Source organism: Streptomyces sp. NBC_01224, from assembly GCF_036002945.1.
Classification (GTDB): domain Bacteria; phylum Actinomycetota; class Actinomycetes; order Streptomycetales; family Streptomycetaceae; genus Streptomyces.
In genome coordinates this window covers 7,126,667-7,150,546 of the sequence record NZ_CP108529.1, presented here as the reverse complement: position 1 = coordinate 7,150,546, position 23,880 = coordinate 7,126,667, and the positions used below count along the sequence as shown (strand labels likewise).

Annotated in this window: 23 protein-coding genes; 8 read left to right on the top strand and 15 right to left on the bottom strand. The window is 68.6% G+C overall.

Features of this window, described 5'->3' with window-relative positions; genetic code table 11:
* Positions 1–160: 160 nt before the first annotated feature.
* Positions 161–673: a hypothetical protein gene (locus OG609_RS32195; protein ID WP_327276046.1), complete on the top strand. Its 513-nt coding sequence runs from the start codon at positions 161–163 to the stop codon at positions 671–673.
* On the opposite strand, the gene OG609_RS32190 is transcribed toward OG609_RS32195, so the two are convergent.
* Entirely contained in the window at positions 618–1,058 is a 441-nt protein-coding gene (locus tag OG609_RS32190) for a hypothetical protein (protein ID WP_327278263.1), read from the bottom strand. The genes OG609_RS32195 and OG609_RS32190 overlap by 56 nt on opposite strands.
* 249 nt (positions 1,059–1,307) lie before the next feature.
* Between OG609_RS32190 and OG609_RS32185 the strand changes: the two genes are divergently transcribed.
* Together OG609_RS32185 and OG609_RS32180 are read left to right on the top strand one after the other, a co-directional pair.
* Entirely contained in the window at positions 1,308–2,186 is an 879-nt protein-coding gene (locus OG609_RS32185) for a septum formation family protein (RefSeq protein WP_327276045.1), read from the top strand.
* A 281-nt stretch (positions 2,187–2,467) separates the two neighbouring features.
* Entirely contained in the window at positions 2,468–2,689 is a 222-nt protein-coding gene (locus OG609_RS32180) for a hypothetical protein (RefSeq protein ID WP_327276044.1), read from the top strand.
* Here the strand turns inward: OG609_RS32180 and OG609_RS32175 are convergent.
* Both OG609_RS32175 and OG609_RS32170 read right to left on the bottom strand, forming a co-directional pair.
* On the bottom strand, positions 2,683–3,234 hold the full coding sequence (locus OG609_RS32175) for a DoxX family protein (RefSeq protein WP_442818019.1): 552 nt from the start codon (positions 3,232–3,234) through the stop codon (positions 2,683–2,685). The two genes, OG609_RS32180 and OG609_RS32175, sit on opposite strands and share 7 nt — an antisense overlap.
* 411 nt (positions 3,235–3,645) lie before the next feature.
* A complete protein-coding gene (locus OG609_RS32170; protein ID WP_327276043.1) occupies positions 3,646–4,179 on the bottom strand; it encodes an ATP-binding protein in 534 nt (177 codons plus the stop codon).
* A 247-nt stretch (positions 4,180–4,426) separates the two neighbouring features.
* On the opposite strand from OG609_RS32170, the gene OG609_RS32165 reads away from it, so the two are divergent.
* From OG609_RS32165 to OG609_RS32150, 4 genes are all read left to right on the top strand, one after another.
* Positions 4,427–5,272, top strand: a complete 846-nt coding sequence (locus OG609_RS32165; protein WP_327276042.1) for a helix-turn-helix domain-containing protein — start codon at positions 4,427–4,429, stop codon at positions 5,270–5,272.
* A complete protein-coding gene (locus OG609_RS32160; RefSeq protein ID WP_327276041.1) occupies positions 5,269–5,475 on the top strand; it encodes a DUF397 domain-containing protein in 207 nt (68 codons plus the stop codon). The genes OG609_RS32165 and OG609_RS32160 overlap by 4 nt, the downstream gene beginning before the upstream one ends.
* 74 nt (positions 5,476–5,549) lie before the next feature.
* Positions 5,550–5,792 carry a hypothetical protein gene (locus OG609_RS32155; RefSeq protein ID WP_327276040.1) on the top strand — a complete coding sequence of 81 codons (243 nt, stop codon included), beginning with the start codon at positions 5,550–5,552 and terminating at the stop codon, positions 5,790–5,792.
* Positions 5,793–5,958: 166 nt separating this feature from the next.
* A complete protein-coding gene (locus OG609_RS32150) occupies positions 5,959–6,834 on the top strand; it encodes an alpha/beta fold hydrolase (protein WP_327276039.1) in 876 nt (291 codons plus the stop codon).
* Positions 6,835–6,920: 86 nt separating this feature from the next.
* Here the strand turns inward: OG609_RS32150 and fxsT are convergent, their stop codons facing one another.
* The 4 genes from fxsT to fxsA all read right to left on the bottom strand — a co-directional run bounded on the left by fxsT (position 6,921) and on the right by fxsA (position 14,872).
* On the bottom strand, positions 6,921–10,856 hold the full coding sequence (gene fxsT / locus OG609_RS32145) for an FxSxx-COOH system tetratricopeptide repeat protein (RefSeq protein WP_327276038.1): 3,936 nt from the start codon (positions 10,854–10,856) through the stop codon (positions 6,921–6,923).
* Positions 10,840–12,195 (bottom strand): FxsC protein, encoded by a 1,356-nt coding sequence (fsxC, locus tag OG609_RS32140; RefSeq protein ID WP_232838022.1) that lies wholly within the window; start codon positions 12,193–12,195, stop codon positions 10,840–10,842. Before fsxC ends, fxsT begins: the two co-directional genes overlap by 17 nt.
* A gap of 210 nt (positions 12,196–12,405) precedes the next feature.
* Positions 12,406–14,640, bottom strand: a complete 2,235-nt coding sequence (gene fxsBH, locus OG609_RS32135; RefSeq protein WP_327276037.1) for a radical SAM/SPASM protein FxsBH, inactivated beta-hydroxylase extension form — start codon at positions 14,638–14,640, stop codon at positions 12,406–12,408.
* A 64-nt stretch (positions 14,641–14,704) separates the two neighbouring features.
* Positions 14,705–14,872, bottom strand: a complete 168-nt coding sequence (gene fxsA, locus OG609_RS32130; protein WP_229845839.1) for an FxSxx-COOH cyclophane-containing RiPP peptide — start codon at positions 14,870–14,872, stop codon at positions 14,705–14,707.
* A 226-nt stretch (positions 14,873–15,098) separates the two neighbouring features.
* Between fxsA and OG609_RS32125 the strand changes: the two genes are divergently transcribed.
* Positions 15,099–16,025, top strand: coding sequence for a DUF4231 domain-containing protein (locus OG609_RS32125; RefSeq protein ID WP_327276036.1), 927 nt, complete (start codon positions 15,099–15,101; stop codon positions 16,023–16,025).
* Between the two features lie 57 nt (positions 16,026–16,082).
* Here OG609_RS32125 and OG609_RS32120 read toward each other — a convergent pair whose 3' ends face one another.
* The 8 genes from OG609_RS32120 to OG609_RS32085 all read right to left on the bottom strand — a co-directional run bounded on the left by OG609_RS32120 (position 16,083) and on the right by OG609_RS32085 (position 23,835).
* Entirely contained in the window at positions 16,083–16,562 is a 480-nt protein-coding gene (locus OG609_RS32120) for a hypothetical protein (RefSeq protein WP_327276035.1), read from the bottom strand.
* A 211-nt stretch (positions 16,563–16,773) separates the two neighbouring features.
* Complete coding sequence (locus OG609_RS32115; RefSeq protein ID WP_327276034.1) at positions 16,774–17,673, bottom strand: S1 family peptidase; 900 nt, start codon at positions 17,671–17,673, stop codon at positions 16,774–16,776.
* Positions 17,674–17,920: 247 nt separating this feature from the next.
* Positions 17,921–18,736, bottom strand: a complete 816-nt coding sequence (locus OG609_RS32110) for a DUF1684 domain-containing protein (RefSeq protein ID WP_327276033.1) — start codon at positions 18,734–18,736, stop codon at positions 17,921–17,923.
* Between the two features lie 4 nt (positions 18,737–18,740).
* Entirely contained in the window at positions 18,741–20,021 is a 1,281-nt protein-coding gene (locus OG609_RS32105; RefSeq protein ID WP_327278261.1) for an NtaA/DmoA family FMN-dependent monooxygenase, read from the bottom strand.
* A gap of 17 nt (positions 20,022–20,038) precedes the next feature.
* Positions 20,039–21,106 (bottom strand): LLM class flavin-dependent oxidoreductase, encoded by a 1,068-nt coding sequence (locus tag OG609_RS32100; RefSeq protein ID WP_327276032.1) that lies wholly within the window; start codon positions 21,104–21,106, stop codon positions 20,039–20,041.
* A 19-nt stretch (positions 21,107–21,125) separates the two neighbouring features.
* On the bottom strand, positions 21,126–22,100 hold the full coding sequence (locus OG609_RS32095) for an ABC transporter substrate-binding protein (protein WP_327276031.1): 975 nt from the start codon (positions 22,098–22,100) through the stop codon (positions 21,126–21,128).
* Between the two features lie 44 nt (positions 22,101–22,144).
* Entirely contained in the window at positions 22,145–22,897 is a 753-nt protein-coding gene (locus OG609_RS32090; RefSeq protein WP_327278260.1) for an amino acid ABC transporter ATP-binding protein, read from the bottom strand.
* Positions 22,898–22,935: 38 nt separating this feature from the next.
* Positions 22,936–23,835 (bottom strand): amino acid ABC transporter permease, encoded by a 900-nt coding sequence (locus OG609_RS32085; RefSeq protein ID WP_327276030.1) that lies wholly within the window; start codon positions 23,833–23,835, stop codon positions 22,936–22,938.
* Between the last annotated feature and the right edge of the window lie 45 nt (positions 23,836–23,880).

Sequence of the window (23,880 nt, the reverse complement as noted above, 5' to 3'; positions counted from 1 at the left end):
ACCATAGACCAAGTTTCGAACATTCGTACGATACCCGGAGCCCATGCGCTCCGTGCCCGGGTAGGGGCAGAGGCCGCCGCCAAGCCATTCATCCGCCCCGGGTACTGTCCGCTTGTTCGAAACGAGCCCCGAACCAGGGGCTGCACGCGGGAGGGGCGTCGTGAGCGGTCCGGAATCGGTCGACAGTACGTGGAAGCTGAGCGGCGAAGAGGGCGGGGTGCTCGCAGGCCGGTGGTGGAAGTGGGCCCTGTCCGCCCCTGACGGTCGCAGTCCGGTCGAGGACACAACGGGCGAGCACGCCGCCTGGAACCAGCCGGACGACCTCTGGTTCCTGGCCGGCACCTACGGCGGCCACGTGGTGCGACGCTGCGCGATCCCCTCGGACCGGCCGGTTTTCTTCCCTGTGCTCAACATGCAGCACACCAGGTCGTACTCAAGGATCCCCCAGTCCTTGACGGTGGCAGAGGCCACGGCATCCCTCAACACCATTCCGTTGCCGCTGCGGGAGTTCTCCGCGTCGTTCAGGACGGGGTTGACCCAGCGCTACGCGTGGGGCATCTGGGGTGGCATCGCGTCGCTGACTCCCGGTCAATACGTGCTGGAGATCAAAGCCAGGGCTACGAACGGTTTCTGGGTCGACACGACCTACCACCTGGAGTCGAAGGCTTCCTGATCCGGACCACTGCGCAAGCGGTCCGGCACGGGGCGGGGAGCGGTGGTCGGGCGCTGAGCTCTGGCCGTGGAGGTGATGGCCCTGGAGGTGATGGCCCTGGGACAGGGCTACCGGCGCCCGCCCCCACCCCCGTAGCCCGCCGAGAACATCGCTTCCGCCCGGACCCGTCTCGGTGCAGGCGTCGCGAACTGTGCAGCCCCAGCGGCTCGCACGGGCGTCGATCAGGAGAAGGCCGCTCCACGCCGACGGCCTGGTTCTCGCGCATCGGCTTCACCGACAGCTTGTGATGAAAGCCCCTGCGCGCATCGGCCACCTTCGTATGAGCTTTGACGACCTTGATTCGCTGCTTGTTCCGGTTTCTCGACCCCTTCGCCCTGCGCGACAGCTGGCGCTGAACGTCCCGACCACGACCTCCATCTCCAAACGGGTCAACTCCCCCAAAGGCGTCTTTTCCCGAAGGCTTCGTCAGGAGTTCACTTCTCGGCCGCTCTCAAGCGCCGGACGACAACTCGTCCGGTTATCACCCGCACCACCACCGCCGGTGCACCAAAGTGCCTGCACACAGCACTGTCACTGACATGCCATACGATGCGCACACCTGTTCACAACCCTTCCGTTTGAGGATGCTTACGTCATGTCTCTCGGTGTCACGTCCCGCTCCCTGCGCGGTATATCCGCTGTCGTAGCCCTGATCTCGGTCGGAGCCGTGGGGTGCTCCGAAGCCGTCGACAGCGCAAAGGCCGGTGCCAAGAAAGTGGTTCGCCAGCGATCGGTCTTCTCGCTCGCGACCGGCGACTGCTACAACCCGAACAATGGGGCACCCGAGAGCGAGGAACTCAGCGTCGAGGTCGTGCCGTGCGAGGAACCGCACGAAGGCCAGGTCGTCGGCGAGTTCAAGATCGACGGGCAGTCGGCGTACCCCGGCGCGGACAAAACCGCACAGATCGCCGACGAACGATGCCCGGCCAAGGCGCACAAGTTCGCCCCCGACGCCTGGGCCCTGCCCAAGGGGGTCGACGTCTACTACTACTACCCCACCAAGGAGAGCTGGGCGACGGGCGATCGGGCCGTGACCTGCACGTACACCAAGGAAGCGGGCACGTTCTCCGGTTCGTTGAAGAGCAAGCCCCTGAACGCCGACCAGCTCGCGTACCTGAAGGGTTCGAACGCCGTCTACGAGGCCCTGTGGACGAACCAGCCCGAAGCGGAGCAGGTCGAGGACGACTTCGCCGGCTACAAGAAGCAGGCCAAAGCCGTCACTGCCGCGCTCGGCACCCACCTCACGGCCCTGAAGAGCATTCAGCAGCCGGAGACCGTCAAGCTCCGTGCACGGCTGAAGGAGACCGCCGACGCGTGGGAAAAGGCCGCCTCGGCCGGTGACACGGACGCCTTCTACCTCGCCTACGACCGGGCCTTCGCCGGTATCAACCCGGGCAAGACGGTCGCCGCTCGTAAGGAGCTGAAGCTCGCCACCGCCGTCCCGGCCGACGATGCCAAGGTCTGGGCCGACTGACCCCGTCGGATCACGTCGACCGGCCGGGCCCCTGCCGGACGGCGGGGGCCGAGCCGAGTCCGCGGCCATCGTGCCCGATCAGGCTCTTCGCCGAGCACGGCGAGGAGATCTGCCAGGTGCTGGACCGGGTCGCCCACACAGCGGCGCCGGATCCGGCACGTCGGACTGAGTAGAGCCTTCGGGCGGGCGGCCTTCGGCGGCCGCCCGCCCGAAGGTCCGTGCTCACCGCTGGGCAATGCCATCGGCCCGGACAGGCTCATCTCCGGCCGGCCCGGACCACCGTGCGGCCGCCGCCGTACACGACCCTTCGGCTCTTCCGGCGCGCGGTGGTGCTCGGGGGCGCCTTCGGCCGCGGCGCCCAGGCAGGCATCACCGACCAGTTGTACGCGCTCGTACGCGAGACGGAGGTCGAGTCACAGCTCCCCAGCATGCAGACCACGATCGCCACCACCGGGGCACGGGGTGACGTGCGACGCGCAGCGTTGGGAGTCCTGCCTCAGTGACGCAGCAGCAGCGTGACGCCGGCCACGACGGCACCGAGCACGATCGCGGCGACGCCGTAGGCGACCCGGTGCGAGCGCAGCCAGGGCAGCAGTCGGTCCACGGCGATCCGGCCGGGGCCGGTCAGGGCGAGCGTCACCGCGGTCAGAGCGATGAGGATCTCGTACTCGACACCCTCCGGGGCGAAGAAGCCGCCGCCCCACTTGACGGAGATCGCGTTGACAAGCGTGCCCGCGACGGCCGCGGCGGCGAGCGGAGTGAGCAGGCCGAGCACGAGGCCGAGCCCGCCGAGGGCCTCGCCGAGCCCGGCCACGACGGCGAACGCCCTCGGTGAGGGGTAGCCGGTGGCCGCGAAGAACTGCCCGGTGCCGTCGATGCCGCCCCCACCGAACCAGCCGAACAGCTTCTGGGCGCCGTGCGCAGCCATGATCAGGCCGAGTGCGAGGCGCAGGACGAGCAGGCCGATGTCATAGGCGCGGGCGGGGGCGGCCGGGGCCGCGACGGCCGCGGCGGCGGGGCGGGACAAGGTGGTGGCAGGAGTGGTCAAGGGAGGGACTCCTCGTGGGGCGGGTGGCAGGGGCCGTGCGGCGCTGGGCAGCGCCGCATTAACTTGAATCTTCAAGGTAACCCTCCATCGCGCTTGTTTCAACTTTCAAGCACTTGGGTATCGACGGTGCGGCCGGCCGGACCGCGGCACCACCTCGGCCCCCTGCTTGTGCACAGCGGTCGGGTCCAGCCACCCCTTCCGGGCCGCCGCGAACTCGTCGGGCTACCCCGTCACCCCCTGCCGCCGGCTCGGAGAGCACGATCACGTTGCGAGAGGCGGGCCTGGTCATCACCCTGCGACACGGCAATACCACACACAGTGACACCGCGCCACGCAGGGTGACGCCGCTGGGCGCCGCCCTGTTGAGAGGCAGCGCCCAGCCGGAGGCTGCCTACGCCCGGAAGGGACCGGTCACCCAGAAGTTCTGCAGCGGCACCTCGGCGGCGAGCACGAGTCGTGCGTCGAGGTCGGGGCCATCCCCGGCGCGGCCCCGGTGGCCTCCATCAACGCCACCTCTGCCCAGACCGTTTTGGTGAACGCGTCGCGGACGGTGCAGCCCCAACGGTCCGCGTACACCTCGACGAGCAGCAGACCGCGGCCCGATGCCGCGTCGGCGGACACGGGCCCCGCAGCCGGAATAGGTGGCAGGCGCTCCGGGCGGGTGTCGGTCACCTCGACACGGACGGCGTGGGGCAGAAGGAGGAGCGTCAGCCGGAAGTCGCGCCCGGGGAGGCGCCCATGGGTAATGGCGTTGGCGGCCAGCTCGGCGGTGACGAGGGCGACGGTTCGAGCAGTCTCGGAGTCGTACGGACTGCCGCACCACTCGGTGAGCTGCTGGACCGCGAGGGTACGGGCCAGCCGGGCGCCACGCGGGGTGCTGCTGAGGCAGAGGCTGAACTCGGGGGCTGGGCCGAGTGGTTCATGGGCGCTTTCCTGTTGCTTCACGACGTCATCGTGGGACTCGGCAGAAGTCGCTGACCAGGTGCGATGGCCGTACGGGATATCGGTCGTACGAGCCGAGTGGAGAATCTCCGCCCTGCGTCGTACGGGTCTTGTACGGGTGCTGTACGGGGCGGGGGCCGTGTCCCTGGAAACGGGCCTTCCGTTGAACCTTGCCCAGCCGTAGCCGAGTTGAGGGGCGCTACGGGTGGCTGTGGGCGGGCGTGAACGGTGACGGAAGGGCGTGAGGGCCATGCGGGATACGCGGAACATCCGGGCGACGAAGACGAAGGAGGACAGCGACCTGCCGGGGGTATGGGTGGCCTACGGCAAACTCCTCCAGCACCTGCGCAAGCGGGCCGAGTTGAACCAGCAGGCACTCGGAGATGCCATCGGCTACTCCCTGGAACAGGTCGCCTCGGTCGAGCAGGGACGGCGACCGGCAAAGGAGGCGTTCACCGTCGCGGCGGACCGGGTGCTGGCTGCGGGCGGGTTACTGGAAGTGCTCCAGGCCGATGTGGACCGGGCGAAACTCCCGCAGTTCTTCCGTAACTTCGCCCTCATCGAGGCGGAGGTGTTGAGCCGCTTCTCGTACGACCCGCTGCTGGTACCGGGCCTGTTGCAGACGGAAGCGTACGCACGGGCCGTGTTCGGGGGCCACTGCCCGCCGTTCAGCGAGGACATCATCGACCAGCACACGGAAGCGCGGCTGAGCAGGCAGAAGCTGCTGACACGGGACCCGCTGGCGGAACTGTCGTTCGTCATCGGGGAGGAGGCGTTGCGTAACCCGGTGGGCGGCGCGGAGGTAATGCGGGGACAGTGGCAACGCCTTTTGGAAGTGGGCGCGTTGCGTACGGTGGAGGTTCAGGTGATGCCTGCCGGGCTCGGATTCCATCCGGGTCTGGACGGACCGTTCGTCCTGGTGGAGACGAAGCAGCTCCGCCGCCTCGGGTACATCGAGTCCCAGGAAGTCCCGAGCGTCGTCAGTGATCCGGCAGAGGTCAGCGCCTTCGGGTTGCGATATGGCAAGCTGCGATCGCAGGCCCTGAACGTCGAGGCGTCTGCGCGGCTCATCGAACGGCTGGTGGGAGAGACATGAGCGTGGAGCAGGTATCCGAGAGCGTTGACGAGCTGCACTGGTTCAAGAGCAGCTACAGCGGATCGGGCGGCGGCGACTGCGTGGAGGTGGCTGCCGACGCCAGTGCAGTGTATGTACGGGACTCGAAGGTCACGGGTGGCGGACCGGTGCTGCGGGTCGGCCGGGGCGAGTGGGCGACGTTCGTGACTCTCGCGCGTGGTTAGCACCAACGAGGCTTCCTGAACGGAACAACGGGCTCGTCCACATCAATTGAGGTGATGCGGACGAGCCCGTTGTTATGCGGAAGGCTCAGAACAGGGCACCCACGGCGCATGCCTCCAGCTCGTCCCGCGCCGACGTCAGACGGCTCCGGGTACTCCAACTCCCCCTGGATAAGCAGGCCGCCTACGCCGACACCTTCCGCCGCCTCACGGACTTCGAGAGACTGCTGAAGCGGGCGGACGACCTGGGCAAGGGCTTGGTGAACGATGTCGGCGACCGGATTGCCGCAGGCGGTCTCGCAACCACACGCAACGGCTAGTCGGCTTCGCGCCGATGCCGACTCCGGCGCGAAGAGCCAACGCGCCCCCCGAATACCCCCACGGTTTCCCAACACACAGTCCCGGTAAGTGCTCTGATGAGCCATCATCGAATCGGGCGGGAAAAGTCGGGCACGCGGTGCCCGCACCATACGGAGGAGGCGCCAAGTGCGTAGTCGGGTGCGCGCAACGGACGGGCGGCAGCTGGTGGTGGAGCATCTGGGAGACCCATGCGGCAGACCGGTCTTCCTGCTGCACGGAATGCCCGGCAGCAGGCTCGGTCCGGCTCCGCGCGGCATGGTGCTGTACCAGCGCAAGACCCAGCTGATCGCCTATGACCGGCCGGGCTACGGCGACTCCGACCGCCTGCCGGGCCGCTGTGTCGCCGATGTCGTTCAGGACGTACGGGCCATCGCGGATTACCTCGGGCTGGAGCAGTTCGCCGTGGTGGGCCGATCCGGTGGTGCCCCGCACGCCCTGGCCTGCGCCGCGCTGATGCCCGAGCGGGTCACCCGTACCGCCGCACTGGTCACGCTGGCCCCCTGGGGCGCCGACGGCCTCGACTGGTTCGACGGGATGGCCGCCTCCAATGTGCTGGCGTACTCCACCGCGGCGGCGGATCCGGACGGGCTCGCGAAGTCGTTCATCTCGCGGTCCGCGGTGATCAGGAAGAACCCGGTCAGGCTCATCGACGATCTGCGCCGGGAGCTGACCGACTCCGACCGGATGGTGGTCAACGACGCCGGGGTACGCACCATGCTGCTGCGCAACTACCGTGAGGGGCTTCGCACTTCGGCATGGGGATGGATCGACGACGCGATCGCGTTCAGCCGTCCGTGGGGGTTCGACCCTGCGGACATCCCGGGTCCGGTGATGCTGTGGCACGGCGAGAAGGATGTGTTCTCGCCGGTGGGCCACTCCCGCTGGCTGGCCGAACGCATCCCGAACTCCACCGTCGTGGTGGAACCGGCGGCCGCGCACTTCGACGCGCTGCACGTCCTGCCCACGATCCTCAACTGGCTGCTGGAGCCGGCTGCCTGCTGAGGAACGAACCTACGAGGGGCAGGAAGAGACGGGGAGAGGCAGGGAGAAACAGGGAGCGTCCGGTGGCGGCCGGACGCTCCCGCGGCTCATACCGCCGTCGGTTCCAGTTCGCGCTCGAACCGGAGCTCGTCCCGGGCGATCCGGGTCATCGGGTGGTCTTCACCGAGCTGCCGCGACAGCTCGTCGGCCGTCTCCGTCCTCAGCCGCAGCGCCTCGTCCTTGCGCCCCATCGCATCGAGCGTGACCGCCATGTTCGACATCATGGCCAGGGTCTCCGGGTGGTGCGCCCCGAGGACGTGCCTGAGCTGTCCTGACACCTTCCGTTCGGTCTTCAGCACGATTTCGAGATCGCCCCGTTCGGCTGTCGCATTGGCCAGATTCATCACGCAGAACAGGGTGTTGGGGTGCTCGTGCCCGTACACCTCCCGCATCGACGCGACCACCCGGGTCAGCACCTGCTCCGACTCCTCCACCGCACCGGCCCCCAGCAGGTAGACGCCGAGGTTGTTCAGGGCGGCCAGGGTGTACGGGTGCTTCTCCCCCGGCACCTTCATGTACTGGTCGACGACCTCCTGCGCGGTGTCCCTGGCCTCGGACGCCTCGCCCGCCGCGAACAGGTCAGCCGCCAGATTGAGGTCACAGGCCAGCCACTCCGGGTTGGCGGTGGTGTACTTGGCCCGGTACCGGGCACGGGTGGCCACCGTGAGCCTGCGGGCGTCCTCCAGTCTGCCCGCCCGGCGCAGCGACACCGCCAGGCTCTTCGCCGCGCTCAGCGTGCCGGGGAAGGACCGGCCGAGCGTGGCCTTGTAGCTGTCGTACGTGCGGCTGAGGATGCCGACCGCGTCCTCGTACCGCCCGACGTCACGCAGGTCACGGGCCAGGTTCATGGCCGAGGAGAGGCTGTACGGGTGTTCCGCGCCGAGCACCTCGACCCGCCGGTCGAAGACGTCCTGGTCGATCTCCCTGGCCTTGGCGTACTGCCCGATGGAGCGCAGGGTGAACGCCAGGTTGTTGGCCGCTGCCAGGGTCCTCGGATGCGAATCGTGGAAGATCTGGTTGAACCCGTCGGTGGCCTCGGTCGCCAGCTCGATCGCCATGGTGTACTCGCCGAGCGTGCCGAGGTCCGTCGCCAGGCTGCTGGTACTCATGTACGTGTGCGGATGCTCCGGTCCCAGGACCTCCCGCTGCGTCGCCAGGGTGATCTCGTCGAGCTCCCTCGCCTCCACATAACGGCCGCGCGAGCGGTAGATGTTGGCGAGGTGGAAGCAGAGGTAGAGGTACTGGATGTCCCGCTCCCCCAGCGTCTCCTTCCAGATGGCGCGCAGCTCCTCGCCGAGGGCCGCGGCGGTCCTGAAGTCACCTCGCTTCCAGAGATAGCGGACCCGGTCGATCAACAGCCTGCGGGCCTCGGGCTCCTTGCAGTTGCGGGCGTCGGACGGGACGAGGTGCGGCCAGAGGGTGGCGAACTGCGGCCAGGTCGCGGGGTTGTCGATCGGCTCGTCCTCATCGGGCCGGGCACCCGCCAGAATGCGGTGGACGGCATGCCGGGCGTCGCGCTGCTCCTCCTCGCTGAGCTGTGCCCGGATGACGGCCTGGACGAGACGGTGCACCTGGATGGAGTTGGAGACCTGGTCGACCTTGGCGAGGGCGAACCGGCCGATCTCCCGGATGACCCGGCCCAGCACGAGCTTCTCCTGGAGCGCGGCGTCGTACGGCTTCAGTGCCTCGATCATCTCCTTGCTGTACAGGAGGTTCCCCGAGATCGGCTCGGGGGCGAAGAAGGCACAGAGCTGGAGCAGCCGCACCGCGGCGGGCGAGCGCTCCTTGAGCCGTTCGATGGAGATGTTCCAGGTCGCTGCGACCGGCTGCGGGTAGCCGGCCGGCTGGTTGAGCGCCAGGACCTCGGGGGCCTGCTGCGCCAGCTGTTCCAGATAGGTGTCGATCGGGGTGGCGGTCTCCGCGATCCAGGCCGCCGCCTGTTCGACGGCGAGCGGCAGGTCACCGACTGCGGTGGCCACCTGGGCGGCGTCCTCGTCGCTCAGCCCCGGGGCCCGGCGCTGGAGGTGCTCGATGGACTCCTCGCGCAGGAAGACGTCGACGGGCAGTGCGTCGCCATGCTGGGACCAGGCCTGGTTCCGGGAGGTGACCAGGATGTGTCCGGAGCCGCCCTGCGGGAAGTAGCGCCTGAGCCGTTCGGGGTCGTCGGCGTTGTCGAAGACCAGCAGCCAGCGGTCCGAGGGCACGCCGCGCCGCAGCAGGTCCACGGCTTCCTGGGAGGCGGCCGCCATGTCGTCGCCGCCCTGGGCGCCGAGCCGGACGGCAAGCTCGGCGAGCCCGGCCACCACGTCGTCGGTCTGCTCGGACGATATCCACCAGACCAGGTCGTAGTCGGCCATGAAGCGGTGCACGTACTCCAGGGCGACCTGGGTCTTGCCGACGCCGCCGAGTCCGTACAGGGTCTGCGGCTGCGGCAGCACGACGGCCATGCCACCGCCGAGCTGGTCGCGCATCCGCTCCAGGACCAGGGAGCGGCCGGTGAAGCCGGGGTTGCGCGGCGGCGCGTTCCAGATCCTGGGGACGGTACCGGGGAAGCGGGGTCCGGGCGACACACTGTCGGTGAGTTGTACGGGCCGGTCCAGGGCGCGCAACAGGGCGGCGGTGGCGTGCACCTCGTCGAGCCGGAAGAGATCGACGGGGTTGCGGTCGATGTAGGGCGCGGACAGCCGTACGTCACCGACCCTGAGCGGCAGCAGGTGGCGCCGGCCACCGCCGGGGTCCTCCGCCACGGCACGCTCCCAGAGGTTCACCGCACGCTGCGACTTGAGGTAGGCACTGGAGAGCAGCACCACGGTACGGGCCGCGTTCTCCGCGGCGGCGGCCGCAGGTTCCGGGTTCTCCCGCTCGGCGGACACATCGCGCGGTACGACGCGGAACCCGGCCCGAGTGAGCACGGATTCGATCCAGTCGGCCCACATCCGGTTCTCCGCCACATAGCTGAGGAAGAGATCGGCGGGCAGCGCGGGCCTGCGCCGGGTGAACGCGTCACGGATGCGCAGCCGTACCTCTTCGCCGACCGGCGGCATCGAGGTGATCTGCTGGTCGGTGATGACGGAGGTGAGCCGTTCGAAGGCGGAGAGCAGGGAGTTGGTGAGACCTGCCTCGTCACCGAAGGTCGCGAGGGTCTCCTCGTAGGCGTAGTAGGGGCGGTACGGAATCTCCACCGCGCCCCAGTAGGCGGTGAGTTCGTCCCCGGACAGATCGCGCGGCAGCCGGTCGAACTTCAGCCGGGCCAGCGCCCGTCCGGCATCGGCCTTCTCCTTCTCGCCCTCGTCGATGCGCATCGGGACGGGGAAGATGGAGATGGGGCGGCCGGTGTAGCGCTCGGAGATCTGCCGGGCGACGGAGGCGGCGCCGTCTATGGACTGGTCGCTGAGGGTGAAGCAGTCGACGAGAACGTCGGGCAGGTGGACGGTGCAGATGTCGGCGATGTCGCTGAGGCCGGTCCGGCTGTCGATGAGGACGTAGTCGTAGTTGGCCTTCATGTCGTCGCGCAGGGCGTCGAAGAAGTGGCCGCCGCCGAGCCGGTCGTAGAAGTTGTCCCAGTCGAAGGTGGAGACGGTCGCGGAGTATTCGCGGTTCTGCCGCCCGGCGGAGACGAAGTCGAGGGTGCCGCCGTGCGGGAACTCCCAGCCGAGCGCCTCGGGTGTGAGGGATACGGCGTGCGGCTGGATACGGGCGTAGTCGCGATGCCAGTCGTCGGCACGCTGGACGGGGCTGGTCGCGGCCCACGCGTACTCGGTGATCAGATCGATGACGCCGGTGGTGGCACCGAGTGTCGACGGGTCGAGGAACGGGTGGAAGAACCGGTGGAGCCCCGGTGCCTCCAGGTCCCAGTCGAGGGCCAGCACCCGTCTTCCGTTGGCGGCGAGTATCCAGGCGGTGTTGGCCAGAGCCATGGTGCGCCCGGTGCCGCCCTTGTACGAGTAGAAAGTGACGATGCGCCCGTCACGACTGGCCGTCATCCGTGTCCTCCGCATCCGTCGCAGGGTCGTGTGTCTCGGGGGTGTAGTACGTCTGCGCCATCGGCCCCATCAACCGTGTCCGTTCGGTGTGCCCGCCGCCTGTGGCGGGTGGGTAGACCGCCGCATGTCTCAGGTACTGCTGGGCCGCCACCTCGACCACCTGCGGCAGGATCTGCCCGAAGGCCTCCATGCTGGGTACGCCCTTGGCGGCGGCGCGGCAGTAGGCCCGCCCCTGGCGCATCTTGGTCGGCATGGTCTGTTCGAGCTTCTCGGTCAGTTCGGCCTCGGCCGCCCTGCTCTCGTGGTCCTCGCGGTTCCACGGCACGACCATCGTCACCCAGGGGCGGTTCTCGGCGTCGAAGGCGGCGAGCCGCCGGCGCCGGTCCTCGTCCTGCAGGGCCCAGCGGTCGACGAGCAGGATCTCCGGTCTGCTGGGCGGCTGTTTACCCTCCGGGTGCCCGGACTCCTCGTCGAAGGAGGAGATGGTGGCCTGGTAGTTGAGGGAGCGCACCAGGTCCTCGGCGACATAGGCCAGGGGACGGGCGGCGGCCGGGTGGTAGGGGTTCCAGTCCTGCGGGTTGTCGCCGTAGTAATCGGCGTTGCGTCCCTCGGGCAGGTCGTGCCGGGTGGGAGCGGCGATGGTCACCTGCATGGGACGGGGACCGCCGGCTCCGCTGTTCGGCGGGCCGAAGGCGCTGGGGGCCAGCCGGTAGTCGACGGGGCGGCCGGTGCCGATCCGTATGGTGTCCGCGACGTTGACGATGCGCTTGGCGAGTTCGTACACCGCACGCTCGTACTCCTCGGTGAAGAGCTTGAGTTTGATCAGTCCGTAGAGTCCGTCGCTGACATAACGGTCCCCGAAGTCGCGATGGTTGAACTGTAATCTCTCGGCGGGGCCCGGGAGTTGACTCGGCGGTACCGGCACCCAGAGCGCCGGGACGATCGCCTCGGCCGGCTGGTTGGAGCGGGCCCGGTAGTGAATGGCGCGCTGGGCGAAGGCGTACCACTCCTTGCCGCACATCTCGCTGGCGAAGTAGCGCGGCGAGAACAGCGGAACGAACACCCGGCAGGTGGCGAGCACCTCACCGAGCCGCTCCGACCAGCCCTCGCCGGAGCGTATCTCGCGGTCGATGAACCCGGCGGGCGCGCCCGCGGGCAGATCGGTCATGGCCATCACATGGCCGCAGAGATCCTGGAAGAGCCGCTCGACCCACATGTCGGGGTCCGTTCCACCGCCGTACCCCGGTGTATGTGCATAACTCAAGAAGAAGTACGGCCGATGGTCCGCCGCTCGCTGCTGCGTTGTTGCGTGCACACGACCCCCGTCCTGTGTGAGCACCCGCACCCGAGGATTGAAGTGAATGCGAGCGAATTCATCATTCCGGAGCGGACGTTGCTCCACCCCCATGGCGTTCGGTCATTCAACGCCGGTTTTCAGTCATACGTTCCCAGGTTCAGCCGATCATTCCTTGATCGAATTCGGTCTGCGTCCGTTCCTCCCAGTTGTCCTGTGCGTACCGACGGCCCCGGCTAAACCGGAATGCGAGCCTCAGATCTCTTTTCGCATCTGATCCAGCAGCCGCTTTCCACTGATGGTCAGCTCAGCGGCACCCTCCAGCGTGTCGAGGGCCTGCGGCACGCCCTCCAGATAGCTCGGCTCGAAAGCCCCCAACGCCATCCGCTCATAGGTGTCGGCCAGCAACCGGGAAAACGGAACTGGTTCTTCCTGCCAGGGCATCCGATGTTCCCAGGAGCCGTCTGCCGCGTAAAGATCCGTGACATCGCGAAGCGCCCGCAATTCGGCCCGCCGGAAGCCCCGCAGCAGCGCGAACGCCAACTCCTCCGCGCTGCCGTCCGGGGAGATCCCCAGAGCGCCGTATCCGTGCCGCCCGACGGCGGGCTCCGCCGGGGCCAGACGGGTCAGCGGTGTGAGGGTGGTGAGGCGGCCCGCCATCTCCCCGGTACGCCCGGGCGCCTTCGCCTCGATCAGCGTCCACGCCTCGCCGGTCCTGGCCTCCAGGCCGGCGGCGGCCCGGTCGTCGAGGGCGTCCGCGGCGGGCACGGAGAAGCATGTGCGGTACGGGTCGAGGTCGTCGAGCACGAGGCCGGGCGTCGAACCGGGCGTCGCGAGCCGCCGCAGTGGCCGCCAGCCGGGGCCGGCCGCCTTTGGCCGTACGACCCTCAGTTCGGCCGCGTCACTCCCTTCCCGCCGGACCAGGAAGCCGTCCTCGGTTGCCCGCACCAGTGCCGTGCCGTGCTCCCCCGCATCCGCGATCCGCAACTCGCCGAGACCGGGCAGGAAGATCCTGCCGCCCGAGAAGGTCACCCGTACGGGCAGATCAAGGCCGCCCCGTACGGCGGCGGCCGCGAGATACACCGGCATCCGACGCGCCACCTGCATGGCCCCGGACCGCTCCTGGGCCAGCTCCATCGCGTACAGCAGCCAACTGCGGGTGTAGGGGTGGGCCAGCACCTCGTCCAGACCGCGGGCCCCTTCCTCGGACGCGTCGATGGTGGCGGCCAGCTCCCAGACGGCCGCCCACTGCTCGCCGCCGCGCCGTCCGATGTCGGCGTTCAGCCGAGCGAGCAGGGTGCGGGTGAGGTCCTGCTGGGCGGCGAGCAATTCGACGGGCTCGGCCACCGCGGGTGCGACAAGGGCCGCTGCGCTGCGCGCCTCGATGCCGCGCACCAGGGCCTCCAGATCGGCGCAGTACACGGACGGGTTGTCGAATGCGCCGGACGGCCCCGCGGAGCGGTACCGGTGGGTGTAGAGGCCGCCTCCGCACGAACGTACGACCGGGCATCGGCGGCAGGTCTCGCTGACGCCGGCCAGTCCGAGCTGGCGGGCCCGCACCCCGGGGTGGGCCGCGACCTCGTCGAAGGTGTGGGTGAAGACATCGAATCCGGTGGCCGCCGCGCCTTCGTAGGCGCTCTTGAGCGAGTCGACCTGCTCGAGCTGGCCGTCGGTCTCGACGACGACGAGGTCGGTGGGGGCGAGCCCCAGGGACTCGGTGAGGCTGGGGCCGCCGCTCAGCGTGGACAGCACCGAGGAGAAGAGCCGTACCGGCACCGGGCGCCCCTGCTCCTGCCAGCGGTCGAAGACCGCGAGAAGCCAGTCGGCGTAGGCGGTGGGTGAGCCGTCCGGGCGGGGCGGCGGCTCGTCCCAGGTGGCGTGCGGAAGCAGGAAGTCGATGAGCGGCGGGTCGAGCTCGGTGAGAGCGTCGAGGACCGCGCGCGGGTCGTTCTCGATGTCGACGGTGCACAGGAGCCCGAGGTTGAGATGGCGGTAGCGCTCCTGCTGGAGCAGCTCGACGGCCTTGAGAACCAGGGGGTGGCTGCTGCGTCCGTCGGCATAGCGGCGGTGCCGGTCGTTGGCGGCCCGGTCGCCGTCCAGGGAGATGCCGACCTTGACGTCGAACTCGTCGAAGAGGTCGAGATAGCGCGGGCTGAGCTGGAGTCCGTTGGTGTGGATACGGAGGTCGAGCTCCGCGATGCCTTCGAAGGCGGCGGTGAGCTCTTCGCAGACGCGCCGCAATCGGGCGGGGCCCGCCAGTAGAGGCTCCCCTCCGTGCAGGATCACTGACACGGAGGGCAGTGCATGTGTCTTGGCATGCTCGGCCAAGCGTTGAGCAGTCCGGAAGATGACATCATCAGAGATTGTTTTCGGCCGGGTTCGCCAGCTCTGATCTGCATGTTCATAGACATAGCAATGGTCACAGGCAAGATCGCACCTGCTGTGAACCTTGAGAACGACTTCGCGGAAAGGGACCAGGGGTCCTGTCATTCCGCCAGTCTAGCCAGCCCGAAGGGGTGGTCGGGGCATTGGTTCGGAGTGCCGAGGCGTCGGTTCAGAGTGCCGAGTTGAAGGTCGATGCCTGGGTGGGGCGACCGGCTGACGCGGCATGCACACGACCGAGCTTCCGGGCAGCAGCAGTGCCGCGGACATCGATCTCGGCGAGCGGCACACGGTTCTTCTTCGCAACAGCGAAGGAGAGAGAGGATTCAGAGGTCTTCACGGCCGTCCTTGAGGGGATTTGTTCCGATGGAATGGTTCCAGACAGGAATGCAGCAACGGTATCTGCACCATTGCAGTGTCTGGCGGCACGACTTTACTCTCATGGCCTCGGTTGGCAACTGAGGACGCCCACTTGGAACAAGAGCGTCACGTGGGACCGTCCCGGATCGAACGGAACCACCGATTCCACCATTGAGGTGACGACATAACCGCAGACGGGAGTGAACATGACGGCGATTCCCGGACCGCTGCAGAGCATGGTATTCAGGAACGCCGACCTGCCGGCGCTGTTCCATCACACGGACGCGATCGCCATCGCAAGCCAGCGGGAGGCCGTGAACACCACCCGCGTCCAGCTGATTCTACTGGTCATCGGCGCGATGCCGGCCGCGGTGCCCTGGCACCTGGAGATAGGTGACTCGTTTCAACTCGCCGATGGCATCGGCGTGTTGGCCTATGCGGGTGTCCTGATCACGATGTACCTCACCGCCCAGCGCAAAGCAAAGTCGCAATGGCAACTCAACCGCTCGGCAGCAGAGTTCATCAAGTCGATGTGCTGGCGTTACTCGGTGCACGGCTCGCCTTTCGACACCACCACCCAGCACCCCGAGGCGGTGTTCGCGAATCGTCTCGAAGAAGGTCTTCAGGAGCTCCGGAAGGTGGGATGGGCCGACCCCCGCGACCTGACGGCGGATTCGGGCGGGCTGATAACGGACTCCATGCGCGAGTTGCGGAACAAGGCATTCACCGTGCGCAAGGAGACGTATGTACGGGACCGGCTGATCGAGCAGCGCAGTTGGTACCGCAGACGCCAGGAGGTGTCCCGCAGGGCCACGCTCGTCTGGTCGACCACCATTGCCGTACTGGCGGCGCTGGCCCTGGTGTTCGCGCTGCTGCGGACGTTCTCCGTCACCCAGTCCTTCGCCCTGACGGGGGTGCTGTCGGCCGCCGCGGCGGCCTGTCTGGCGTGGAGCGAGATGCGCCGCCACCACCCGCTGATCTCGGCCCACTCGCTGGTGGAGCAGGATCTGGAGGCGATGCAGGTGGCGATGGAGACCACACTGACCGAGCGTCAGTGGCCGCGGGCGGTTTTCGAGACCGAGCGCATCGTCTCCCCGCAGCACACCGACTGGCTTGCCCGGCATCAGATGTGACCAATAATCAGTCATGGCGGACGCGAGGTCGTACACGAAGACGGCCCCGGGAATTGGTCAGTTGCGCTCCACGCCCTCGCGCCAGATCACTGTGACCGGGCGGCCCAGGCTGCGGGCGTACGTCACGATGTCGCCCGTGCCGCCAAAGCCTCGGGCCGGCCTTCCGTCCCACACGGCGAGCAGCCGGTCGCAGTGGTCTGCGATGTACGCGCCCGCCGCGTAGTACGCCTCATCGGTGGAGTGCGGGTAGTCCAGCCGGACTTCCCGGACCGCCCGGTCCTTGAGGGCCCGGTAGCGGGCGAGTTCGGCTGCGTCGGCGAAGCAGGATTCGTAGTCGCCGCTGGGGATGACCACGGTCAGGTCCGCACCGCGGGCCAGAGCGAGGTCGGCGAAGAGCTGGTCCGCCCCCACCGCCAGGCTGGAGAGGGCCTCCAGGCCGCCTTCGAAGCCGCAGAGCGCCGACCTCAACCCGGCCAGCACATGGGCATGGGCCTCCTGTGGAATGCTGCGATGGCCGGTCACTCCGATGCGTTTCACGGACCTGGAACCCCCTGAGGTGTCTGCCGGGGGTTCCCGGAGGGCATCCCTCCGGAAGGCACAGCGTCCGCCCCCGTTTGCTCCTGCATGACCGACCTGCCCCACATCCTCTCAAAAGCCGCGGGGTGAACGGGAGCCCCCGCCCGGATTCGGGCGGGGGCTCCGTCTCGGCCGACTGCGTGTTCCGCGTCCGGACCGGGGTGTTGGGGCGTCAGTTCAGGGTGACCCCGTACGCGCTGAGTGCCTCGGTGACCGGCTGGAAGTACGTGGTGCCACCGGAGCTGCAGTTGCCGCTGCCGCCCGAGGTGAGACCGATCGCCTTCGAGCCGGAGTAGAGCGGACCGCCGGAGTCGCCGGGCTCCGCACACACGTTGGTCTTGATCATGCCGTAGACGATGTCGCCGTTACCGTAGTTGACCGTGGCGTTGAGGCCCGTGACACTGCCGCCGTGGACGCCGGTGGTGGAGCCGCGGCGGGTGACGGACATGCCGACCGTGGCGTTGGCCGCTCCGGTGATGGTGACGCTGCCGACGGTGCCCGGGTGGGCGAGCGAGGCATTGTCGTACCGCACCAGGCCGTAGTCATTGGTCGGGAAGCTGGATCCGACCGTCGGGCCGATCTTGGTCGTGTTCGAGGAGTTGGTGTACCAGGGCGGGTTGCCGTCAGTGCAGTGACCGGCGGTCAGGAAGTAGTAGGTGCTGCCGCTGTGAACGTTGAAGCCGAGGGAGCAGCGCCAGCCGGGGGCGTAGATCGCGTCGCCGCCGGAGAGCAGTTTGCTGAGCTTTCCGGCGGTGCGCTCGATCCGCACGGCGCCGGCGTTGGCTCCGACGGACTGCTTGATCTGCTTGATCTCGGCCTGCGAGACCCTGCTGTCCGCGGTGACCACGAGGGTGTTGGTCGCCGGGTCGATGCTCCAGGCGGTCCCCGCGACATCGGCGCCGAGCACGGCGTCGCTCGCGGCGGAGAGCTGTTTGGCGCTGAACGTGGTGGCGGTGTCGGCCTGGGCCGTGGGGACGGCGAGCGCGGCGACGGCGACAAGGCCTGCGGCGATGGCGACAGCCCTGTTGCGTCTCGCGGTACCGCTGAGGGGGGTGGTGCGCTTGATCCTCACTTTTCATTCCTCCCGAGGGGAGTCGGGGGTCCGCCTGTGGGGTGGTCGGACCCGTGAGGCGCAGTCGTTCGCACGGCATGCCCGCAGTGCGGAATGCCGTGTTCCTGACAAGCGCTGCTCGGGAGTATTCAAGGCGTCAACTTCTGGCGCAAGAGGGCCTTCTGGCCTGAACTTGTCCGGCTGCATGGGCGTCCCCGGCAGCACATGGACTGCCGGGGACGTCGTCCCGAGAGAATGTGGCGGTGCGTCAGCCGTCGACGCGGTTCCGCTCCCCCGCCTCGACGGCGATGGAAAGGGTGTTGCCGGGCGGCGGGAAGGGGCAGATGAAGTGGTCCGCGAAGGCGCAGGGCGGCAGCAGCGCACGGTTGAGGTCGACCGTCACACTGCCGTCCTCGGACGGGGCCGCGGGCCGCAGGAACCGGAAGCGATAGCTGCTGTTTCCACTGGTGGCATCTGCGAAGACCGCCCAGAGCGAGCCATCGTGCTCGACCGCGACCTGCAGTGTGTGCTCCGTGCCGTCGACCTCGAAGACGATCTCGCCCGCGAGTCCGAGACCGCGCTCGACTCCGTCGGCGTTCTCGACCCGGACCGTACGGGCGCTCTCGTACGGGCGGAAGGTGCCCGGCAGCGCCCAGCGGGCGTCGTACGGGGTGGCCTCGATGTCCCGGAAGGTGCGCCGCGCCACGGAGTCCGGGTCGAAGTCCCGTACCGCCCAGAGCCCTTCGCGACTCAGCACGACAAGCCGCCGCTCGCCGTGCGCGACGCGGGACTCGCCGATCGGGCCGCGGTCCGCGGTGAGGCGGACCCGGCCGGTGAAGGGCTTGCCGTCGACGCTCAGACCGTCCGCGGCGGCGGCGCTGAGCACCAGCTCCTCGCCGTCCTCCCGCCACTGCCCGGGCACCCCTGGAATGTGGCCCTCCGGGTAGTCGGAGAGCCAGTGGGTGCCGGTGAGGGAGAGCGGTCCGTACGGTGCGGCGACCGTGGCGGTGCGCTCCTCGTGCCAGTGCTTCCAGTCCTGTGCCGCCTGCCCGGAATCGTGCGGCTGCTGTGCGTCCGTGGTCATGCGATCAACCTTTCCATACCGGCTCGGCGAGCCCGAGATGCGACCGCAGTGTGGGCCCCGTGTACTCGGAGCGGAATACGCCGCGCTCCTGGAGGAGCGGGACGACCCGGTCGACGAAATCGTCCAGGCCGCCCGGCGTGAGATGCGGAACGAGAATGAATCCGTCGGCGGCATCGGCGGCGACGAACTCCGTCAGCTGCCCCGCGACCGTCTGCGGGCTGCCGATGAAGGACTGCCGCCCGGTCGTCTCGATGACGGTCTGCCGGATGGAAAGTCCCTTCTCCTTCGACAGCGCACGCCAGCGGGCCGCGACCGCGAGCGGGTCTCCGTGCCTGACCCGGCCCTGGACCAGCGAGGACTCGGGGTCCGGGTCGATCTCGGGAAGCGGTCCGTCGGGGTCGTACGAGGAGAGGTCACGGCCCCAGATCTGTTCCAGGGCCAGGAGCGCGTTCTGCGGGGAGACCTGCTGGAGGCGGATCTCGGCCGCCCTCTCCTGGGCCTCGGCATCGCTGTCGCCCAGTACGAAGGTGACCCCGGGCATGATCTTCAGCTCGTCGGCTTCCCGGCCGTACTTGGCCAGTCGCGCCTTGACGTCGGCGTAGAAGGTACGGCCGGCCTCCAGGGTGCCGTGCCGGGTGAAGATGACATCGGCGGCGGACGCGGCGAACTCGCGGCCCTCCGGGGAGTCCCCGGCCTGGATGACGATCGGATGGCCCTGCGGGGAGCGCGGGACGGTGAACTCGCCCTCGATGCCGAAGTGCTGTCCCTGGTGTGTGAAGGGGCGCGGGGTGCCGTCGGGTGTCCAGGTGTCCCACAGTTCACGGGCGGTGGCGACGAACTCGGCGGCCCTCACATAGCGGTCGGCCCGGTCGAGATAGCCACCGCGCCGGAAGTTCTCCCCGGTGAAGGCGTCCGAGGAGGTGACGACGTTCCAGGCGGCCCGGCCGTCGCTGAGGTGGTCGAGAGTGGCGAGGCGACGGGCCAGTTCGTACGGCTCGTTGAAGGTGGCGTTGACGGTGGCAGCGAGGCCCAGCCGGTCCGTGACGGCCGCCAGCGCGGCCAGCACGGTGAGGGATTCGGGGCGGCCCACCACGTCCAGGTCGTGGATCCGCCCGTTGTGCTCGCGCAGCCGCAGCCCTTCGGCGAGGAAGAAGAAGTCGAACTTGCCGCGTTCCGCCGTGCGGGCGAGGTGTTCGAAGGAGGAGAAGTCGATCTGGCTCCTGGAACGGGGGTCCGCCCAGACGGTCGTGTTGTTCACACCCGGAAAGTGGGCAGCGAGATGCATCTGCCTCGGTGCGGTGCTCATGCTCGTCCCCCTTCGAGGGCGTACCGGTTGGCGGGGCGGTCCAGCCCCAGGTGCTCGCGCAGGGTGCCGCCGGGGTAGAAGGTGCGGAACAGGCTGCGGTGCTGGAGCAGGGCCACCGTCCCGTTGACGATCCGTTCGAGGTCACGCCCGGGGGTGATGGGCGTGAGGTGGAAGCCGTCCGCCGCTCCCCCGCGGTGCCACTGGGTGATCAGTTCGGCGAGGTCGACCGGTCCACCCCGGTAGTACGAGCCGCCTGCGGCGAGCGGGGGTCCGCTCTCCAGTCCCGGTTCCGGGGCGGTCTCGGCGTCGCCGAGGTCGACGGTGAGCGAGACCAGGACCCGGAGGGAGTCGGGGTCGCGTCCGTACGCCGCGGCGCGCCGGCGCAGATCGGTGCGGATCGCGGCGGCCCGTTCGGGCGTGGGGGCACGGACGAGGACGACATCGGCGTGGCGGGCCGCGGTCTCGCGGGCCGGGCCGCCCGCTGCGTCGACAACGGTGACCGGGTGTCCCTGCGGGGGCCGGGGCACGATGGCCGGGCCGCGGACCGTGAAGGAGGCACCCTCGAAGTCGACGTGGTGCAGCTTGTCCCGGTCGATGAAGCGTCCGGTGGCGACGTCCCGGATCTCGGCGTCGTCCTCCCAGCTGTCCCAGAGCCGGGCGCTCACGTCGGCGGCTTCACCGGCCTCGCGCCACAGATCGTCGGCGGGTGCTGCCGGACGCCGGCCGAACAGCCGGGCCTCGGCCCCGGTCGTCGACACATCGACATTCCAGCCCGCCCGGCCGCGGCTCACCCAGTCCAGGGTGGCCACGGCGGACGACACATGGAACGGCTCCGTGTGAGTGGTCGTGACGGTCGGCACCAGACCGATCCGGTCGGTGGCGGGCGCGACCCGGGAGAGCACGGCGAGTGCGTCGAGTCCGGGCCTGGCGAACGAGTCGCCGAGGGTGACGAAGTCCAGGGCGCCGCGCTCGGCGAGCCGGGCGAGGCCGATGTAGTGCTCGTGGGCGTAGTGGGGCGGACCGCCGATCTCGGCGGCCAGGTGAAGAGGTGCGGTCGAAGGCATGGGTGTTACCTCTCGGGGCTCAGTTCTTGGGCTTGGGCAGGCCGGGCGGGTTGATCTCGGACTTCGCGACAGCCTCGTTGGAGAGCCCCCAGCGCTTCAGCACCTTGGCGTACGAACCGTCCTGCACGATGTGGTCGATGGCGGCCGCGTATGCCTCGACCAGGCCGCTGCCCTTCTTCGTGGTGGCGGCGATCCTGCCCTGGAGCCCGTCGCCCGCACCCGACAGCGTGCCGACGATCTCGGACTGGCCGGCCGATGCGACGTGGTAGTTGGCGGACGGGCTGGGGCCGAGGTAGGCGTCGATACGGCCGGACTGGAGGGCCAGGTAGTAGTCGGTGTCCTTCTGGAAGTACTTGATGTCCACCGGCTTGCGTCCGGCCTTGACGTTCTGCTCGCTCCAGTCGACGAGGATCTTCTCCTGGTTGGTCCCGGACGAGACGGCGATCGTCTTCCCCGCAACGTCCTTCGGCTCCTGCACCTTCCAGCCGGAGCCCTTCTTGGCCTCGAAGGCGATGTTGTCGAGCCGGTAGGTCGCGAAGTCGTACTTCTCCTTGCGCTCCTCGGTGACCGTGACGTTCGAGAGCACTCCGTCGAACTTGGAACTGTCGAGACCGACGAAGAGGTTCTCCCAGGAGACCTCCTCGAACTGCGGCTTGAGACCGAGCGTGTCTGCGATCAGGGTCGCCATGTCGATCTCCGAGCCGATCCGGGTCTTGTCGTCGGTCGCGTAGAAGCCCAGCGGTGGCGAGGCATCGGCGCTCGCGCCCAGCCGCAGCGTGCCCCGCTTGCGGATGGCCTCGGGCACCTTCGCCGCGATGGCGTCGACCTTCGTGCCTCTGATCCGGTGCTGGTCGGGACCGATATTGATACCGGTGCCCTGCTGCCCCTTCGGCTTCACCTCGCTGGTGGCGGCGTCACCGGCGGCGCAGGCCGTGAGCAGTCCTGCGGCGGTGAGGGTGGCGAGTGCGGCGGAAAGGGTGCGGCGGACGGACACGTGCGTACTCCTTGAAATGAACACTGAAGGGAACATGGGTGGGGTCACAGAACCTTGGAGAGGAAGGCGCGGGTGCGCTCGTGCTCCGGACGGTCGAGTACGTCGCCGGGGGCGCCCTGCTCGACAATGCGTCCCTCGTCCATGAAGACGACGGTGTCGGCGACCTCGCGGGCGAAACCGATCTCGTGCGTGACGACGATCATCGTGGTGCCCTGGAGTGCCAAGTCCTTGATGACGTCGAGGACTTCGCCCACCAGCTCGGGGTCGAGCGCCGAGGTCGGCTCGTCGAAGAGCAGCAGCTTCGGTTCGAGGGAAAGCGCGCGGGCGATGGCGACCCGCTGCTGCTGCCCGCCGGAGAGCTGCCTGGGGTACGCCCCAGCCTTGTCGGCGAGCCCGACCCGGGCGAGGAGCTTCTCCGCGGCGGCGACGGCTTCCCTCTTTGGGCGGCCGAGGGCGGCGACCGGCGCCTCGATGATGTTCTCCACCACGGTGAGGTGCGGGAAGAGATTGAAGTTCTGGAAGACGAAGCCGATCCGGGTGCGCTGTCGCAGGACCTCGCGCTCGCGGAGCTCGTACAGCTTGTTGCCGTCCCTGCGGTAGCCGACCAGGGTGCCGTCGACGCTGATCCAGCCGTTGTCGACCTTCTCCAGGTGGTTGATGGTGCGCAGGAGTGTGGACTTGCCGGAGCCGGAAGGGCCGAGGACGACGGTCACCTCTCCGCTGCGCACGGACAGGTCGATGCCGCGCAGCACTTCGAGGCTGCCGAAGCGCTTGTGGACGGAGCGGATCTCGACCATGGCATCCGTGGATCCGGTGGTGTCGGTGGTGGTGCTGCTCATCGCGCGGCCCCCTTGGCGTAGTGACGTTCGACGTAGTGCTGGAGGACGGAGAGCACGGTGGTCAGGAGGATGTACCAGACCGTCGCGACCATCAGCAGGGGCACGACCCTGCCGTTGCGTCCGTAGACGACCTGGACCTGGTAGAAGAGTTCGCCGATCGCCATCACGGAGACGATCGAGGTGCCCTTGAAGAGCGAGATGATCTCGTTGGCGGCGTTCGGCAGGATGGAGCGCATCGCCTGCGGGAGCACGATCCTGCGCAGCTGCCGGTGCCGGGGAATGCCGAGCGCGGCGGCGGCCTCCAGTTGGCCACCGTCCACCGCCAGTACACCGCCGCGGACGATCTCCGCCGCATAGGCGGCCTGGTGCAGCGCCAGTCCGAGGACGGCCGCGCTCATCGCGCCGACCAGGTTCATCGTGTCGAAGGAGAAGAAACCTGGCCCGAACGGGATGCCGAACTGCAACTCCTTGTAGAGGTAGGCGAGGTTGAACCAGAAGAGCAGCTGGACGATGAGCGGGATGGAGCGGAACGCCCAGATGTACGCGTAGGCGACCGCGCTGAGGAACGGGCTGGCCGACAGCCGCATGAAGGCGAGGACGATGCCCAGCGCGAAGCCGAGGACCGTGCCGTAGAAGGTCAGCTGAAGGGTGACCCAGACGGCCTTGAGGATGGTCTCGGCGGTGAAGAACTGGGCGAAGACGTCCCACTCCCAGCCTGGGTTGGTGACCAGGCCGTGCAGGAACTGGGCGAGTACGACGGCGGTGGCGGCGACGGCGGCCCAGCGCCACGGGTGGCGTACGGGGACGACGGTGAGCGCGTCGTGGTCGGCGGTGGTGGACGCGGCGACATGTGGTCCTGTCGCCTTGCCGATGGGTGGATCGCTGGTGAGGGACATGAGGGGTCCTTGAGCCGCAGGTGTACGAGGGTGGGGCGGGGCTTT

Bases quoted from the DNA above. Each gene is read 5' to 3' on its own strand.
- OG609_RS32110 (WP_327276033.1), bottom strand. From the start codon at position 18,736: ATGACCACGGACGCACAGCAGCCGCACGATTCCGGGCAGGCGGCACAG.
- fxsT (WP_327276038.1), bottom strand. From the start codon at position 10,856: ATGACGGCCAGTCGTGACGGGCGCATCGTCACTTTCTACTCGTACAAG.
- OG609_RS32185 (WP_327276045.1), top strand. From the start codon at position 1,308: ATGTCTCTCGGTGTCACGTCCCGCTCCCTGCGCGGTATATCCGCTGTC.
- fxsBH (WP_327276037.1), bottom strand. From the start codon at position 14,640: ATGACAGGACCCCTGGTCCCTTTCCGCGAAGTCGTTCTCAAGGTTCAC.
- OG609_RS32090 (WP_327278260.1), bottom strand. From the start codon at position 22,897: ATGGTCGAGATCCGCTCCGTCCACAAGCGCTTCGGCAGCCTCGAAGTG.
- OG609_RS32155 (WP_327276040.1), top strand. From the start codon at position 5,550: ATGCGGAAGGCTCAGAACAGGGCACCCACGGCGCATGCCTCCAGCTCG.
- OG609_RS32100 (WP_327276032.1), bottom strand. From the start codon at position 21,106: ATGCCTTCGACCGCACCTCTTCACCTGGCCGCCGAGATCGGCGGTCCG.
- OG609_RS32105 (WP_327278261.1), bottom strand. From the start codon at position 20,021: ATGCATCTCGCTGCCCACTTTCCGGGTGTGAACAACACGACCGTCTGG.
- OG609_RS32125 (WP_327276036.1), top strand. From the start codon at position 15,099: ATGACGGCGATTCCCGGACCGCTGCAGAGCATGGTATTCAGGAACGCC.
- OG609_RS32165 (WP_327276042.1), top strand. From the start codon at position 4,427: ATGCGGGATACGCGGAACATCCGGGCGACGAAGACGAAGGAGGACAGC.
- OG609_RS32085 (WP_327276030.1), bottom strand. From the start codon at position 23,835: ATGTCCCTCACCAGCGATCCACCCATCGGCAAGGCGACAGGACCACAT.
- OG609_RS32160 (WP_327276041.1), top strand. From the start codon at position 5,269: ATGAGCGTGGAGCAGGTATCCGAGAGCGTTGACGAGCTGCACTGGTTC.